Annotated in this window: 16 protein-coding genes; 11 read left to right on the top strand and 5 right to left on the bottom strand. The window is 72.0% G+C overall.

The window, feature by feature from the left end:
• Positions 1–77 precede the first annotated feature (77 nt).
• The 4 genes from leuC to ACZ6RC_RS29940 all read left to right on the top strand — a co-directional run bounded on the left by leuC (position 78) and on the right by ACZ6RC_RS29940 (position 3,258).
• The gene (leuC, locus tag ACZ6RC_RS29955) at positions 78–1,502 is read left to right on the top strand and encodes a 3-isopropylmalate dehydratase large subunit (protein ID WP_469589084.1); all 1,425 of its coding nucleotides are present in this window, start codon (positions 78–80) and stop codon (positions 1,500–1,502) included.
• 6 nt (positions 1,503–1,508) lie between these two features.
• Positions 1,509–2,102, top strand: a complete 594-nt coding sequence (leuD, locus tag ACZ6RC_RS29950) for a 3-isopropylmalate dehydratase small subunit (RefSeq protein WP_391138909.1) — start codon at positions 1,509–1,511, stop codon at positions 2,100–2,102.
• A 104-nt stretch (positions 2,103–2,206) separates the two neighbouring features.
• Positions 2,207–2,434, top strand: coding sequence for an SCO5555 family protein (locus tag ACZ6RC_RS29945; protein ID WP_260227783.1), 228 nt, complete (start codon positions 2,207–2,209; stop codon positions 2,432–2,434).
• Positions 2,435–2,577: 143 nt separating this feature from the next.
• On the top strand, positions 2,578–3,258 hold the full coding sequence (locus ACZ6RC_RS29940) for an HU family DNA-binding protein (RefSeq protein ID WP_391138906.1): 681 nt from the start codon (positions 2,578–2,580) through the stop codon (positions 3,256–3,258).
• Positions 3,259–3,398: 140 nt separating this feature from the next.
• Here ACZ6RC_RS29940 and ACZ6RC_RS29935 read toward each other — a convergent pair whose 3' ends face one another.
• A complete protein-coding gene (locus ACZ6RC_RS29935; RefSeq protein ID WP_391138904.1) occupies positions 3,399–3,602 on the bottom strand; it encodes a cold-shock protein in 204 nt (67 codons plus the stop codon).
• 9 nt (positions 3,603–3,611) lie between these two features.
• Positions 3,612–4,259: a 2-phospho-L-lactate guanylyltransferase gene (cofC, locus tag ACZ6RC_RS29930; RefSeq protein WP_469589079.1), complete on the bottom strand. Its 648-nt coding sequence runs from the start codon at positions 4,257–4,259 to the stop codon at positions 3,612–3,614.
• Between the two features lie 137 nt (positions 4,260–4,396).
• On the opposite strand from cofC, the gene ACZ6RC_RS29925 reads away from it, so the two are divergent.
• From ACZ6RC_RS29925 to ACZ6RC_RS29915, 3 genes are all read left to right on the top strand, one after another.
• The gene (locus ACZ6RC_RS29925; protein WP_391138900.1) at positions 4,397–5,149 is read left to right on the top strand and encodes a lysophospholipid acyltransferase family protein; all 753 of its coding nucleotides are present in this window, start codon (positions 4,397–4,399) and stop codon (positions 5,147–5,149) included.
• Entirely contained in the window at positions 5,146–6,147 is a 1,002-nt protein-coding gene (locus tag ACZ6RC_RS29920) for an NAD(P)H-dependent glycerol-3-phosphate dehydrogenase (RefSeq protein ID WP_391138898.1), read from the top strand. The genes ACZ6RC_RS29925 and ACZ6RC_RS29920 overlap by 4 nt, the downstream gene beginning before the upstream one ends.
• Positions 6,148–6,237: 90 nt before the next feature.
• Positions 6,238–7,377 carry a D-alanine--D-alanine ligase family protein gene (locus ACZ6RC_RS29915; RefSeq protein WP_469589074.1) on the top strand — a complete coding sequence of 380 codons (1,140 nt, stop codon included), beginning with the start codon at positions 6,238–6,240 and terminating at the stop codon, positions 7,375–7,377.
• A gap of 61 nt (positions 7,378–7,438) precedes the next feature.
• Here the strand turns inward: ACZ6RC_RS29915 and ACZ6RC_RS29910 are convergent, their stop codons facing one another.
• Together ACZ6RC_RS29910 and ACZ6RC_RS29905 are read right to left on the bottom strand one after the other, a co-directional pair.
• Entirely contained in the window at positions 7,439–7,918 is a 480-nt protein-coding gene (locus tag ACZ6RC_RS29910; RefSeq protein ID WP_469589268.1) for a DUF3515 domain-containing protein, read from the bottom strand.
• A 23-nt stretch (positions 7,919–7,941) separates the two neighbouring features.
• Complete coding sequence (locus ACZ6RC_RS29905; RefSeq protein WP_064070330.1) at positions 7,942–8,175, bottom strand: Lrp/AsnC family transcriptional regulator; 234 nt, start codon at positions 8,173–8,175, stop codon at positions 7,942–7,944.
• Between the two features lie 218 nt (positions 8,176–8,393).
• Between ACZ6RC_RS29905 and ACZ6RC_RS29900 the strand changes: the two genes are divergently transcribed.
• Positions 8,394–9,356: a thiamine-phosphate kinase gene (locus ACZ6RC_RS29900; RefSeq protein ID WP_391138894.1), complete on the top strand. Its 963-nt coding sequence runs from the start codon at positions 8,394–8,396 to the stop codon at positions 9,354–9,356.
• A 65-nt stretch (positions 9,357–9,421) separates the two neighbouring features.
• A complete protein-coding gene (gene thiD / locus ACZ6RC_RS29895) occupies positions 9,422–10,222 on the top strand; it encodes a bifunctional hydroxymethylpyrimidine kinase/phosphomethylpyrimidine kinase (protein ID WP_469589265.1) in 801 nt (266 codons plus the stop codon).
• A gap of 334 nt (positions 10,223–10,556) precedes the next feature.
• On the opposite strand, the gene rpmB is transcribed toward thiD, so the two are convergent.
• Positions 10,557–10,742, bottom strand: a complete 186-nt coding sequence (rpmB, locus tag ACZ6RC_RS29890) for a 50S ribosomal protein L28 (protein ID WP_003957616.1) — start codon at positions 10,740–10,742, stop codon at positions 10,557–10,559.
• 228 nt (positions 10,743–10,970) lie between these two features.
• On the opposite strand from rpmB, the gene ACZ6RC_RS29885 reads away from it, so the two are divergent.
• Together ACZ6RC_RS29885 and recG are read left to right on the top strand one after the other, a co-directional pair.
• Positions 10,971–12,608 carry a DAK2 domain-containing protein gene (locus ACZ6RC_RS29885; protein WP_469589069.1) on the top strand — a complete coding sequence of 546 codons (1,638 nt, stop codon included), beginning with the start codon at positions 10,971–10,973 and terminating at the stop codon, positions 12,606–12,608.
• A 174-nt stretch (positions 12,609–12,782) separates the two neighbouring features.
• Positions 12,783–14,933 (top strand): ATP-dependent DNA helicase RecG, encoded by a 2,151-nt coding sequence (gene recG, locus ACZ6RC_RS29880; protein ID WP_469589262.1) that lies wholly within the window; start codon positions 12,783–12,785, stop codon positions 14,931–14,933.
• The last annotated feature ends 45 nt before the right edge of the window (positions 14,934–14,978 follow it).

Genomic DNA, 14,978 nt, shown 5'->3' with positions numbered 1-14,978 from the left:
TGGTGAGGCGGCCGCACAACGGCCCGCGAAACGGGTCTCTAGTTGTGCCGGCGTAGACGTCGGCCGGAGGGAAAGCGATGGGTAGGACACTCGCGGAGAAGGTCTGGGACGACCACGTCGTCCGGCGCGCCGAGGGCGAGCCCGACCTCCTCTTCATCGATCTGCACCTGCTGCACGAGGTGACCAGCCCCCAGGCCTTCGACGGACTGCGTCAGAACGGCCGGCAGGTGCGCCGCCTCGACCTCACCATCGCCACCGAGGACCACAACACCCCGACCCTCGACATCGACAAGCCGATCGCCGACCCGGTCTCCCGCGCGCAGCTGGAGACCCTGCGCAAGAACTGCGCGGACTTCGGCGTACGGCTGCACCCGCTGGGCGACGTCGAGCAGGGCGTCGTCCACGTCGTGGGCCCCCAGCTGGGCCTGACCCAGCCCGGCACCACCGTGGTCTGCGGCGACTCGCACACCTCCACGCACGGCGCGTTCGGCGCGCTGGCGTTCGGCATCGGCACCAGCCAGGTCGAGCACGTGCTGGCCACCCAGACGCTGCCGCTGGCCCGCCCCAAGACCATGGCGATCACGATCGACGGCGAGCTGCCCGAGGACGTCACCGCCAAGGACCTGATCCTGGCGATCATCGCCAAGATCGGCACCGGCGGCGGCCAGGGCTACATCCTGGAGTACCGCGGCCCCGCCATCGAGAAGCTCTCGATGGAGGCCCGGATGACCATCTGCAACATGTCGATCGAGGCCGGCGCCCGCGCGGGCATGATCGCCCCCGACGCGACCACCTTCGCGTACCTGAAGGGCCGCGACCACGCCCCCGAGGGCGAGGAGTGGGACGCCGCCGTCGCGTACTGGCAGACCCTGAAGAGCGACGAGGACGCCGTCTTCGACGCCGAGGTCGTCATCGACGCCGCCTCCCTGGCGCCGTTCGTCACCTGGGGCACCAACCCGGGTCAGGGTGCCCCGCTTTCGGCGAACGTCCCCGACCCCGCTTCGTACGAAGACGCTTCGGAGCGCCTGGCCGCCGAAAAGGCCCTGGAGTACATGGGGTTGGACGCCGGACAGCCGCTGCGCGACATCAAGGTCGACACCGTCTTCGTAGGCTCCTGCACCAACGGCCGCATCGAGGACCTGCGCAACGCCGCCGACCTGCTGCGCGGCCGCCGGGTCGCCGACGGCGTCCGGATGCTGGTCGTCCCCGGCTCCGTCCGGGTCGCCCTGCAGGCCGTCGAGGAGGGCCTGGACAAGGTCTTCAAGGAGTCCGGGGCCGAATGGCGGCACGCGGGCTGCTCGATGTGCCTGGGCATGAACCCCGACCAACTGGCTCCCGGCGAGCGCTCCGCGTCCACCTCCAACCGCAACTTCGAGGGCCGGCAGGGCAAGGGCGGCCGGACCCACCTGGTCTCGCCCCAGGTCGCCGCCGCCACCGCCGTACTGGGCCATCTGGCCTCCCCGGCCGATCTGTCCGACGTCGCTACGCCCGCGGGGGTCTGAGGAACCATGGAAGCTTTCACCACGCACACCGGCCGGGCCGTCCCGCTGCGCCGCAGCAACGTCGACACCGACCAGATCATCCCCGCCCACTGGCTGAAGAAGGTCACCCGCGACGGCTTCGAGGACGGGCTCTTCGAGGCCTGGCGCAAGGACTCCTCCTTCGTGCTCAACCGCCCCGAGCGGCAGGGCGCCTCCGTCCTGGTCGCCGGACCCGACTTCGGCACCGGCTCCTCCCGGGAGCACGCCGTCTGGGCGCTGCAGAACTACGGCTTCAAGACCGTGATCTCCTCCCGGTTCGCCGACATCTTCCGCGGCAACTCCCTGAAGAACGGTCTGCTGACCGTGGTCCTGGACCAGCAGGTCGTGGACCGGCTCTGGGAGCTGACCGAGGCCGACCCGACGGCCGAAATCACCGTTGACTTGGAGCGGCGGAAGGTGCTCGCCGACGGGATCGACGCCGACTTCGAGCTCGACGAGAACGCCCGCTGGCGCCTGCTCAACGGCCTGGACGACATCAGCCTCACCCTTCAGAACGAAGCCGACATCGCGGCTTACGAAGCGGACCGGCCGGCCTTCAAGCCCCGTACAATTACCGCCTGAGCAGCGCTTTTCCACGACTGCGCCCCCCACCTTCCGGTGGGGGGCGCAGTCGCTTGTTGAGACCCCGTCGGGCGACAACTCGCCCTAGATGGCACAATCTGTGCATGGAACGCGACAGCCAACTCGAGCTCTATGAGGCAGTCGCCGCCCGATTGAAGGAAGCGCACACAAGGGTGCGCGAACTGCAAGTCCCGGAGGGCGTAAGGATGGCGCTGTCCCGGAAGCTGCTGGTCGTCACGGCCGCGGCGAAGCACGATCTCGCGGACGCGGCAACGCGTCTGGACCGGTTGATGAAGGACCTCGACGAGGGCCGATTCCCTGAAGACGACTGACACCAGGAACTCCGCAACGGCACTTCCGCGTTGCGGCACTAGGGTGATTAGCCCGTTTCGTGTTTGATTTGCGGTATATACATGCCTAACGTGCGAAAAAGCTTGAACACTTTCGTTCTGGCAATGTCTCCGAAGGGGAAGACGTGAACAAGGCGCAGCTCGTAGAAGCGATTGCCGACAAGCTCGGCGGCCGTCAGCAGGCCGCGGACGCTGTCGACGCGGTGCTGGACGCGATCGTGCGTGCCGTGGTCGGCGGGGACCGGGTTTCGGTCACCGGCTTCGGTTCGTTCGAGAAGGTCGACCGTCCCGCCCGGTACGCGCGTAACCCGCAGACGGGTGAGCGCGTGCGGGTCAAGAAGACCTCGGTTCCGCGCTTCCGTGCGGGTCAGGGCTTCAAGGACCTGGTCAGCGGCTCGAAGAAGCTCCCCAAGGGAGGCGAGGTCTCGGTCAAGAAGGCGCCCAAGGGCAGCCTTTCCGGCCCCTCGGCGACCATCTCCAAGACCGCCGGCAAGAAGGCCGCGGCCAAGAAGACCTCCGCCGCCGCGGCGAAGAAGGCCGCCGCCAAGAAGACCTCCGCGGCCCCGGCGAAGAAGACCACCGCCACCGCGAAGAAGACCACCGCCACCAAGACCGCGAGCGCCGCCAAGAAGACGACGACCGCCAAGAAGGCGACGCCGGCGAAGACCGCCGCCACCGCGAAGAAGACCACCGCCAAGAAGACCGCCCCGGCGAAGAAGGCCACGGCGAAGAAGGCGCCGGCGAAGAAGACCACCGCGCGCAAGACCACCACCGCCAAAAAGACCACCACCGCCCGCAAGAAGTAAGCGGCGCACGGTCGCAGGGCCACTCACACGCCGGGCCGGGCTCCCCCAGGGGAGCCCGGCCCGCGGCGTTGACCCGGCCGTACGGGCGAGGGCCCGTCCCGGCCGCGCCCGACACGGCGGTACGCGGTACGGCCCGGAGGTCAGAAGGTCTGGAGCGTCACCAGCGTGATCCGCGGCCCGGCGGACCCGGCTTCGGTCTCGATCCGCACCCGCTGCCCCGGACGCAGCAGCCGCAGCCCGCCCGCGTCGAAGGCGTCCGTCCCGAAGTCCAGCGGGGTGCCGTCGTCGAGCAGCACACTTCCGCTGCGGGTCTCGGGGTCGTAGGTGTACGCGGTCGCCTGCATGGCCGCAGCCTATCCGGCGGCCCGGTCCCAGTGGGCCGCCGTCCGGGGACCGACACCGAGCGCGAGCGCGGCCGCCAGATCCTCCCCGGTGTCCACGTCCCGGCGCACGGAATCCACCCCCGCCAGCCGTATTTCCACCGCCCCCGTCGACGAATGCCGACGCCGTGAGGCGCCCCCGAAAGCAGGGGCCAATTCCACCCCCGGCCCTGCCGAGAGGAATGTCGTACCGATTTCCGCGGCATCCGCGAGAAATGCCCGGGGGTATTTCCCGGCCGCCCGCAGCACCCGCTCAAGCTCCGCCGGGCGCAGAGCCGGGAGGTCCGCGTTCAGCGCCGCCACCCGCGCTCCCGGCCGCCCCTCGCGCACCGCGCGCGCCCCGTGGGCCAGCGCCGCGTTGAGCCCGGCGGCGGGGGAGTCCGGCACGATCCGCGCCCCCAGCGCCGCCAGGGCGGCCGCCGCCTCCGGATCGTCCGTGACGACCGCCACATCCCGCACCCGCGGACATTCCAGCGCCGCCGCCACCGTGTCCAGCGCGAACGCCAGCGCGAGCCGAGGCCGCGACCGGGCACCGGCGGCCGCCGCGAGCCGGCTCTTCGCCCGCGCGAGGGGCTTCAGGGGAACGACTAGGGACCAGCCGTCATCCGGATCGGTGTTCATCGGGGCCATTGTGGCCCCGCTCGTGGTCAGGCTGTCCGGCGGGAGCCACGGCGCGGGGCGTACGGTGTTCTCGACAGACCGGGAGCATGGGGCGACACTTGGCCCCCTGCAACCCAGTCCCAGAGGAAGGTGTCCGAGTGTCCCGCCGCAGAATCGGCTTCTGGTACCGCCTGGCGGCGGTCATCGCCAAACCGCCACTGGTGGTTCTGTTCAAACGGGACTGGCGAGGAACGGAACACATTCCGGACGACGGCGGATTCATCACCGCCGTCAACCACAACTCTTATCTGGACCCGCTGTCCTACGCGCATTACCAGTACAACACCGGGCGCGTGCCGCGCTTTCTCGCCAAGGCCGGCCTCTTCAAGGGATCGTTCGTCGGCACGATCCTGCGCGGCACCGGCCAGATCCCCGTCTACCGCGAGTCCACCGACGCGCTGGACGCCTTCCGCGCCGCCGTCGAGGCCATCGAGCGCGGCGAGTGCGTCGCCTTCTACCCCGAGGGCACCCTCACCCGCGACCCCGACATGTGGCCCATGGCCGGCAAGACCGGCGCCGCCCGCGTCGCCCTGCTCACCCGGGCCCCCGTCATCCCGGTCGCCCAGTGGGGTGCCAACCTCGCGATGCCGCCGTACGCCAAGGAGAACAAGCTCCGCCTGTTCCCCCGCAAGACGCTGATCGTCCAGGCCGGGCCGCCCGTCGACCTCTCCCGGTTCCACGGCCAGGAGCCGACGCCCGAGGTGCTGCGCGAGGCGACCGAGGCCATCATGGCCGCGATCACCGCCCTCCTGGAGGACGTACGCGGCGAGAAGGCCCCGGCCGCACCGTACGACCACCGCAAGGCACGGCTGGAACAGCGGCGCAAGACCGCCGGAGAGGGCAAGAAGTGACCAAGGCAGCCGTCTTCGGTACGGGATCGTGGGGCACCGCCTTCGGCATGGTGCTCGCCGACGCGGGCTGCGAGGTGACCCTCTGGGGCCGCCGCGCGGAGCTCGCCGAGGCCATCAACACCACCCGCACCAACCCCGACTATCTGCCGGGCGTCGAGCTCCCGGTGAACGTCCGGGCCACCACCGACCCCGCCGAGGCCGCCCGGGACGCCGACTTCACCGTCCTCGTCGTGCCCTCGCAGACGCTGCGCGCCAACCTCGCCGCCTGGGCCCCCGACCTGGCCCCCGGCACCGTCCTCGTCTCCCTCATGAAGGGCGTCGAACTCGGCACCGCCAAGCGCATGAGCGAGGTGGTCACCGAGGTCGCCGACGTGCCCGTGGAGCGCGTCGCCGTCCTCACCGGCCCCAACCTGGCCCGGGAGATCGCCGCCCGGCAGCCCGCCGCCGCCGTCGTGGCCTGCGCCGACGAATCCGTCGCCCAACGGCTCCAGACCGCCTGCATGACCCCGTACTTCCGCCCGTACACCAACACCGACGTCGTCGGCTGCGAACTCGGCGGAGCGGTCAAGAACGTCATCGGGCTCGCCGTGGGCATCGCCGACGGCATGGGACTCGGCGACAACTCCAAGGCCACCCTCATCACCCGCGGCCTCGCCGAGACCACCCGTCTCGGCCTCGCCATGGGCGCCGACCCGCTCACCTTCTCCGGCCTCGCCGGCCTCGGCGACCTGGTGGCCACCTGCTCCTCGCCGCTCTCCCGCAACCACACCTTCGGCACCAACCTCGGCCGCGGGATGACGCTGCAGGAGACCATCGCCGCGACCAAGCAGACCGCCGAGGGCGTCAAGTCCTGCGAATCGGTCCTCGACCTGGCCCGCCGCCACGGTGTCGACATGCCGATCACCGAGACCGTCGTCTCGATCGTCCACGAGGGCAAGCCGCCGATCGTCGCGCTGAAGGAACTGATGTCCCGCAGCGCCAAGTCCGAGCGCCGCTGACCCCGCCGCCGGGAGCCCCGTTGCGCCGGACGCGCGGGGCGCACCGGGGCTCTCGGGCACGTCGGGGACGCAAGGTACGCTCAACGCGATATGAGCGAGAACACCCAGAGCCCCCGCAAGCCGCGCGTGGCCGTCGTCTTCGGCGGACGCAGCTCGGAGCACGCCATCTCCGTCGTCACCGCAGGTGCCGTCCTGCGCGCCATCGACCGGGACAAGTACGACGTGCTGCCCATCGGCATCACCACCGACGGGCGCTGGGCGCTGACCGCCGACGCCCCCGAGCGGATGGCCATCGCCGAGCGCGCCCTGCCGAACGTCTCCGACCTCGCCGAGTCGGAGCGGGGCGGTGTCGTCCTCTCCGTCGACCCCGCCAACCGCGAGGTCGTGTACGCCGAGCCCGGCGCCGTGCCGCAGGCCCTCGGCGAGGTCGACGTCGTCTTCCCGATGCTGCACGGCCCGTACGGCGAGGACGGCACGCTCCAGGGTCTGCTCGAACTCTCCGGCGTCCCCTACGTCGGCGCAGGCGTCCTCGCCTCCGCCGTCGGCCAGGACAAGGAGTACATGAAGCGGGTGTTCACCTCCTTCGGGCTGCCCGTCGGCCCGTACGAGGTCATCAGGCCCCGCGAGTGGGAGCAGAACCCCGCCGCCGCCCGCAAGAAGATCGTCGAGTTCGCCGCCGAGCACGGCTGGCCGCTCTTCGTGAAGCCCGCCCGTGGCGGTTCCTCCATGGGCATCACCAAGGTCGACGACCTCTCCGGCCTCGACGAGGCCATCGAGGAGGCCCGGCGCCACGACCCCAAGATCCTCGTCGAGTCGCTGCTGAGCGGCCGCGAGATCGAGTGCGGCGTCCTGGAGTTCGAGGACGGCCCGCGCGCCAGCGTCCCCGCCGAGATCCCGCCCGTCACCGACCACGACTTCTACGACTTCGAGGCGAAGTACATCGACTCGGCCTCCGGGATCGTGCCGGCGCCGATCGGCGACGAGGCCACCGCCGAGGTCCAGCGCCTGGCGGTCGCCGCCTACGAGGCCGTCTCCTGCGAGGGTCTGGTCCGCGCCGACTTCTTCCTCACGGAGAACGGCGACTTCGTCATCAACGAGATCAACACCATGCCCGGCTTCACGCCGATCTCCATGTACCCGCGCATGTGGCAGGAGAGCGGGATCGGCTACCCCGAGCTGGTCGACCGGCTGATCCAGGCCGCGCTGACCCGCTCCACGGGCCTGCGCTGACGGACGGCCGGGACCGGGGCCCCGGCCCCGGCCGGGCCAGGCGGGACTTTCCGGGCACGCCCTAGAGGCTGTCCGGGACCGTCTTCTCGATGGAGGCGGCGAGATCCGCGAGCGGGCCGACGTCGTGCGCGTACCGCTCGTCCAGCGACACCTCGACGTACGCCTTCCGGTACGTCGTGGTGAAGCGGGGCCCGTCGCCCTCCCGCCGCTCGAAGAGCCAGGTCACGCCTTCGGCGTCGACCCCCTGAGCCTGGGGATCATTCATCTTCTCGGGCCGGGGGACGCCGCAGCGCAGTACGATCGCCGCGTCCCCCCACCCGGCGGTCAGTTCGGACCCTGGCTCCGGATCGTTCCGTTCCAGCCCCGCCACGGTGTCGGGAAGCTCCTTCGCCAGGGCCTGGCAGAAGGCGGCTTCCTCCACCGGAGGGCGGGGAACGGGGGCCGACGCCTTCGCGTCCGTGGAGGAGCAGCCCGCGACGGACAGCAGCAGCACGGCCGCCGCCGCGGCGGCGGGCAGGCCGAAGGGCCGGTGGGAAGACATCACCGGCCAAGGGTAGACGGGGGCTACAGATGCACGACCGGGCAGGTGAGGGTTCGCGTGATGCCGTCCACTTGCTGGACCTTGGCGACCACCATGCGGCCGAGTTCGTCGACCGTGTCGGCCTGGGCGCGGACGATCACGTCGTACGGGCCCGTCACGTCCTCCGCCTGGATCACCCCCGGGATCTTCGCGATGGTCTCGGCGACGGTCGACGCCTTGCCCACCTCGGTCTGGATGAGGATGTACGCCTGTACCACGGAACCTCCAGGGCGACCACGAGGATCTTGTGGGAGAAAGGGACGCCACGGTACCGCGTCGCCGAGGGCCGCGGGGAGACCTGCGCGCTCAGAGGCGCCCACAGTGTGGCGTACGCACGACAGAAGTTGACGGTCCACTTGACGGTATCTGGCGCAGTGACGGCTCGCGACCCGCGGTCGGCGCGCACGGCCGGCACGACAACACGAGGTGAGACGCGGTGAAGGGCACAGTCGGCGAGTTGGGTGAGTTCGGGCTCATCAGGGAGCTCACGTCCCGGCTCACCTCCACCCCGGCGGTACGGGTCGGGCCGGGCGACGACGCCGCGGTCGTCTCCGCGCCCGACCGGCGCGTGGTGGCCAGCACGGACATCCTCCTCGAAGGGCGTCACTTCCGCCGCGACTGGTCGACGGCGTACGACGTCGGCCGCAAGGCGGCCGCGCAGAACTTGGCCGACATCGCGGCGATGGGCGCGGTCCCCACCGCGCTCCTGCTCGGCCTGGTCGTCCCCGCCGAGCTCCCCGTCACCTGGCCCACCGAGCTGATGGACGGCCTGCGCGACGAGTGCCAGGTCGCCGGCGCGGCCGTGGTCGGCGGCGATGTCGTCCGCGGCGACACGATCACCGTCGCCATCACCGCCCTCGGCGACCTGCGCAACCACGACCCGGTGACCCGGGGCGGCGCGCAGCCCGGGGACGTCGTGGCGTACACCGGCTGGCTCGGCTGGTCCGCCGCCGGCTACGCGGTCCTCTCCCGGGGCTTCCGCTCGCCCCGCGCCTTCGTCGAGGCCCACCGCCGGCCGGAGCCGCCGTACCACGCGGGCCCCGCGGCCGCCGGGCTCGGCGCCACCGCCATGTGCGACGTCAGCGACGGACTCATCGCCGACCTCGGCCACATCGCGGAGGCCAGCAAGGTCCGCATCGACCTGCGCTCCGGCCTCATCGACATCCCCACCCAGATGAACGACATCGGCCAGGCCGTCGGCGTGGACCCGCTGCAGTGGGTGCTGACCGGAGGCGAGGACCACGCGATCGTGGCCACCTTCCCGCCGGACGTGAAGCTTCCGGCCCGCTGGAAGGTCATCGGCGAGGTCCTCAACCCCTCGGCGCTGCCCCAGGTGACCGTCGACGGCGCGCCGTGGCACAGCACGGGCGGCTGGGACCACTTCGGGGAGACCGAGTGAGCGCGGAGCCGGGTGCGGTCGACGTCACGGAGCCGGGCTCGGTCGAAGGCCCGGAGCCGGGTGCGGTGGGCCGGGTGCACCCGCCCCTGGTGCTGACGGTCGCCGGCTCCGACTCCGGCGGCGGCGCGGGCGTCCAGGCCGACCTGAAGGCCATGCTCGCCCTCGGCGTCCACGGCATGAGCGTGATCACCGCCGTCACCGCCCAGAACTCCCGGGGCGTCCATGGAGCCTGGGAACTGCCCGAGGAGGCCGTACGCGCGCAGTACCGCGCCGTCGTCGACGACATCGGCGTCCAGGCGGTCAAGACCGGCATGCTGGCCTCCGCGACGCTCGTCGAGACCGTCGCCGAGCTGCTCGCGGCCACGGACGCCCCCGTGGTCGTCGACCCCGTCGGCGTCTCCAAGCACGGGGACTCGCTGCTCGCGGCCTCCGCGCTGGATTCCGTACGGAAGCGGCTGCTGCCGGTCGCGACCGTCGCCACGCCCAACCTGGACGAGGTGACACAGCTCACCGGCGTCATCGTCGTCCGGGAGAGCGACATGCGGGTCGCGGCCGAGGCGATCCTGGCGTACGGCCCGCGCTGGGCGCTGATCAAGGGCGGCCACCTGCCCACCGGCGACACGGCCGTCGACCTGCTCACGGACGGCTCCGAGGAGCTGTGGCTTCGGGCGCCCCGCCACGACAACCGGCACACGCACGGGACGGGCTGCACGCTGGCCTCCGCGGTGGCGTCGGGGCTCGCGAAGGGGCTGCCGGTCCCCGAGGCCGTCCAGGAGGCCAAGGAGTACGTCACCGGGGCGATAGCCGCCGGCTTCGCCCTGGGCACCGGCATCGGCCCGGTCGACCACGGCTGGCGCTTCCGCTAAGGGCTGTCCCGTCATGCCTGGTGGATCAGCGCGCGGCGTCAGATGCGGTGCATCGCAAGGCGGAGGCACGCCCGCATACTGGATGTATTCGGGCGTGCCGACAACGCGGCGAGGTGCCGTAGCTGTCGTCGCGCGCCCGCCGGGGATTACGGGACAGCCCTGAGGCGCGCGCGTGGGGGAGGCCCGCTCCGGCGGGCCCGCTTCCGCGGCTCCCGTGTCCGGGCATGGCAAAAGGCCGGTTCACCGAGGTGAACCGGCCTTTCAAGGCAACCGCAGGGGCTGCGCTACGACGAAACGTCGGCGGGATCATCCCCGCTGACGCGGGGAGCATCACTTAGCGCGAGACCTTGCCGGCCTTGATGCACGAGGTGCAGACGTTGAGCCGCTTCGGCGTCCGACCGACCACTGCACGCACGCGCTGGATGTTCGGGTTCCAGCGACGGGACGTACGGCGGTGCGAGTGCGAAATGTTGTTGCCGAAGCCCGGCCCCTTGCCGCAGACGTCGCAGTTGGCAGCCACGGGTCACTCCAAAGACTTCAGATTTACAGTGAAATCCGGCGCACCGGAATCAGAGTTCTGAAGTGGCTTGCCGGGGGAATGGCCCGACTCTCGCCGGGCAACCGAAGCAGCATACAACGGCTGCTCCCGTGGAACGAAACTACCACGATCGCCCCGGCCCCCGCCCCGGCCCGGGGCGCCGAGCGGTCTACCCTGCGAGGCAGCCAGCAGCTCAAGGAGGACCACCAGGTGCCGCAGACCGCGCAGACCCTCGACGCCGCAGCGGTCCGATCCTGGTGCGTACGGGCGCTGGAGGCGCTCGGCCGGGAGCGCGAGGAGATCGACGCGATCAACGTCTATCCCGTCGCCGACGGGGACACCGGCACCAACCTCTATCTGACCGTGGAATCCGCCGCCAGCGCGGTGGACGCCGTCTTCGACGCCTGCGCACCGGCCCCCGCCCCCGCCGGACGGACCGGGGCCGCGGCCGGCGAAGGACCCGCGGTGGACCCCGTGGACGCCATACGGGCCATGGCGCACGGCGCCCTCATCGGAGCCCGGGGCAACTCCGGGACCATCCTGTCGCAGCTGCTGCGCGGCATGGCCTCCGTCCTCGCGGACGGCCGTGACGGGGATCACCTCGCCCGCGCGCTGGCCGCCGCGGCCATCGCCGCCCGCCGGGCCGTCGCCCACCCGGTCGAGGGGACCATCCTCAGCGTCGCCCACGCGGCCGCCGACGCCTGCGCGGGCGGCGGCAGCCTGGTGACGGTGGCCAGGGGCGCGTACGAGGGCGCCAGGACGGCCCTGGAGGCGACCCCCGGCCAACTGGCCGTGCTCGAACGCGCCGGGGTCGTGGACGCCGGCGGACGGGGTCTGGTCGCCGTCCTCGGCGCACTGGTCGAGGCCGTCTCCGGGGAGGCGCAGCTACGTCCCGTACGCCCCGCGCGCCCCGTGCCGGCCGAGGAGTGCGCCGGCGAGGACGACCGCCGGGGGCCGGCCTTCGAGGTGATCTACCTCCTGGAAGCGCCCGACGAGGCCGTGGAGCGCCTGCGCACCCGCCTCGACGAGCTGGGCGACTCCCTCGTCGTCGTGGGCGGCGACGGGCTGTGGAACGTCCACGTCCACGTCGACGACGCCGGAGCGGCGGTCGAGGCGGGCGTGGAGGCCGGACGGCCGTACCGCATCCGGATCACCCACTTCGCGGGCGTGGCCCCGCGCGAGCAGGCCCAGCGCGCGGTCGTCGCCGTGGTCCCGGGCGGCGGCATCGCGGGCCTGTGCGAGGAGGCCGGCGCCACGACCGTCCTCGCCCGCCCCGGCAGACCCCCCGCCAGCGGCGACCTGGTCGACGCGATCCGCCGGGCCCACGCGCGCGAGGTGGTCCTGCTGCCCAACGACACCGACCTGCGGCACACCGCGGGCGCCGCCGCCGAACAGGTCCGCGCCGAGGGCATCAGGGTCGCCCTCATCCCCACCCGCGCCGCCGTCCAGGGCATCGCGGCCCTCGCCGTCCACGAACCGGAGCGCCGCTTCGACGAGGACGTGGTGGCCATGACCGCGGCGGCCGGCGCGACCCGCTACGCCGAACTGGCCGTCGCCGAACGGCAGTCCTTCACCTCGGCGGGCGTCTGCCAGGCCGGCGACGTCCTCGGCCTGATCGAGGGCGATGTCGCCGTCATCGGCCAGGACCCGACGACGACCGCCCTGACCGTCCTCGACCGCATGCTGTCGGCCGGCGGCGAACTGGTCACCCTGATCGTCGGAGACGACGCCCCGGAGTCGCTGGCGGCCGCCCTCGAACAGCACGTCCGCGGCACCCACTTGGCCGTGGACACCGCCGTCTACCACGCCGGCCCCGGCGCCCCGCCCCTGCTGATCGGCGTGGAGTAGACCCGGCCCGCCGGGCGGTTCGTCCACAGCCTGCGGGACGGTTGTCGGTCCCGTGGTGTGCAATGGATCGCGTGCCCGCGCTCGACGAACCACTGACCACATCGCCCGAGGGGAGCCGCCGTGCTGCTCGGTGACCCGCTCAAGAACGTCCTCGGCGCCGCCACCGCCAAGGTGATGGCCGACCACCTCGACCTCCACACGGTCGGCGACCTGCTCCACCACTACCCCCGGCGCTACGCCGAACGCGGCGAGCTGACCGCCCTCGCCGACCTCCCCCTGGACGAGCACGTCACGGTCGTCGCACAGGTCGCCGACGCCCGCGTGCTGACCTTCAACAAGGGCGGACGGGGCAAGGGCCAGCGCCTGGAGGTCACGATCACCGACGGCAGCGGCCGGATGCAGCTCGTCTTCTTCGGCCGGGCCGTCTTCTTCCACCAGAAGGAGCTGCTGCCCGGCCGGCGCGGGATGTTCGCCGGCAAGGTCGGGCTGTTCAACCGCAAGCTCCAGCTCTCCCACCCGGAGTACAAACTCCTGGACGCCGACAGCGACGCCGAGCAGGTCAAGGCCTTCGCGAGCGAGCTGCTGCCGATCTACCCCGCCTGCAAGCAGCTGGAATCCTGGACCATCGAGCAGTCCGTCTCCATCGTCCTGGACTCCCTGGCCGCCACCGGCTGGGCCGGACTCGCCGACCCCCTGCCGTCCGCCCTGCGCGAGGGCCGCGGCCTCACCGACCTGCCCGACGCGCTGCGCAAGGTGCACCGGCCGCGGACCAAGGCCGACATCGAGGACGCCCGGCAGCGGCTCAAGTGGGACGAGGCGTTCGTCCTCCAGGTCGCCCTCGCCCGCCGCCGCTTCGCCGACACCCAGCTGCCCGCCGTCGCCCGTAGACCCGCCCCCGGCGGCCTCCTCGACGCCTTCGACGCCAAGCTGCCCTTCACCCTCACCGACGGCCAGCGGAAGGTCTCCGCGGAGATCTTCGACGACCTCGCCACCGAACACCCCATGCACCGCCTCCTCCAGGGAGAGGTCGGCAGCGGCAAGACGATGGTCGCCCTGCGCGCCATGCTCGCCGTCGTCGACGCCGGGGGACAGGCCGCCATGCTCGCCCCCACCGAGGTCCTCGCCCAGCAGCACCACCGCTCGATCACCGAGATGATGGGCGAGCTCGCCGAGGGCGGCACCCTCGGCGGCGCCGAGCACGCCACCAAGGTCGTCCTCCTCACGGGCTCCATGGGCGCGGCCGCCCGCCGCCACGCCCTCCTCGACCTCGTCACCGGCGAGGCCGGCATCGTCATCGGCACCCACGCCCTGATCGAGGACAAGGTCAAGTTCCACGACCTCGGCCTGGTCGTCGTCGACGAACAGCACCGCTTCGGCGTGGAACAGCGCGACGCCCTGCGCGGCAAGGGCAAACAGCCCCCGCACCTGCTCGTGATGACCGCCACCCCCATCCCGCGCACCGTCGCCATGACCGTCTTCGGCGACCTGGAGACCTCCGTCCTGGACCAGCTGCCCGCCGGACGCTCCCCGATCGCCAGCCACGTCGTCCCCGCCGCCGACAAGCCCCACTTCCTCACCCGCGCCTGGGACCGCGTCCGCGAGGAGGTGGAGAACGGCCACCAGGCCTACGTCGTCTGCCCCCGCATCGGCGACGGCGAGGACGACCCCAAGGCCAAGAAGAAGCCCTCCGCCGAGGACGAGGCCGAGAAGCGCCCGCCGCTGGCCGTCCTGGAGGTCGCCGAGAAGCTCACCGCCGGCCCGCTCGCCGGACTGCGCGTCGAGGTCCTGCACGGCAGGATGCACCCCGACGACAAGGACGCCGTCATGCGCCGCTTCGCCGCCGGCGAGGCCGACGTCCTCGTCGCCACCACCGTCATCGAGGTCGGCGTCAACGTCCCCAACGCCACCGCCATGGTGATCATGGACGCCGACCGCTTCGGCGTCTCCCAGCTCCACCAGCTCCGCGGCCGCGTCGGCCGCGGCGCCGCCCCAGGCCTCTGCCTCCTGGTCACCGAGATGCCCGAGGCGAGCCCCGCCCGGCAGCGCCTCGGCGCCGTCGCCTCCACCCTCGACGGCTTCGAGCTCTCCCGGATCGACCTCGAACAGCGCCGCGAGGGCGACGTCCTCGGCCAGGCCCAGTCCGGGGTCCGCTCCTCGCTGCGGATGCTCACCGTCATCGACGACGAGGACGTCATCACCGCCGCCCGCGAGGAGGCCACCGCCGTCGTCCACGCCGACCCGGACCTCACCGCCCACCCCGAGCTGCGCATCGCCCTCGACGCGCTCCTGGACAAGGAACGGGAGGAGTTCCTGGACAAGGGGTGACGCCACACCCCGGCCCCGGCCATATCGTGGAGGCGCAGACCCGAG

The organism is Streptomyces sp. NPDC048353 (genome assembly GCF_055587165.1).
This window is presented reverse-complemented; position numbering and strand designations above follow the sequence as displayed.

Excerpts from the sequence above, each read along its gene's own strand:
- leuC (WP_469589084.1), top strand. The coding sequence starts at position 78 with ATGGGTAGGACACTCGCGGAGAAGGTCTGGGACGACCACGTCGTCCGG.
- leuD (WP_391138909.1), top strand. The coding sequence starts at position 1,509 with ATGGAAGCTTTCACCACGCACACCGGCCGGGCCGTCCCGCTGCGCCGC.
- ACZ6RC_RS29945 (WP_260227783.1), top strand. The coding sequence starts at position 2,207 with ATGGAACGCGACAGCCAACTCGAGCTCTATGAGGCAGTCGCCGCCCGA.
- ACZ6RC_RS29935 (WP_391138904.1), bottom strand. The coding sequence starts at position 3,602 with ATGCAGGCGACCGCGTACACCTACGACCCCGAGACCCGCAGCGGAAGT.
- cofC (WP_469589079.1), bottom strand. The coding sequence starts at position 4,259 with ATGAACACCGATCCGGATGACGGCTGGTCCCTAGTCGTTCCCCTGAAG.
- ACZ6RC_RS29915 (WP_469589074.1), top strand. The coding sequence starts at position 6,238 with ATGAGCGAGAACACCCAGAGCCCCCGCAAGCCGCGCGTGGCCGTCGTC.
- ACZ6RC_RS29910 (WP_469589268.1), bottom strand. The coding sequence starts at position 7,918 with ATGTCTTCCCACCGGCCCTTCGGCCTGCCCGCCGCCGCGGCGGCGGCC.
- recG (WP_469589262.1), top strand. The coding sequence starts at position 12,783 with ATGGCCGACCACCTCGACCTCCACACGGTCGGCGACCTGCTCCACCAC.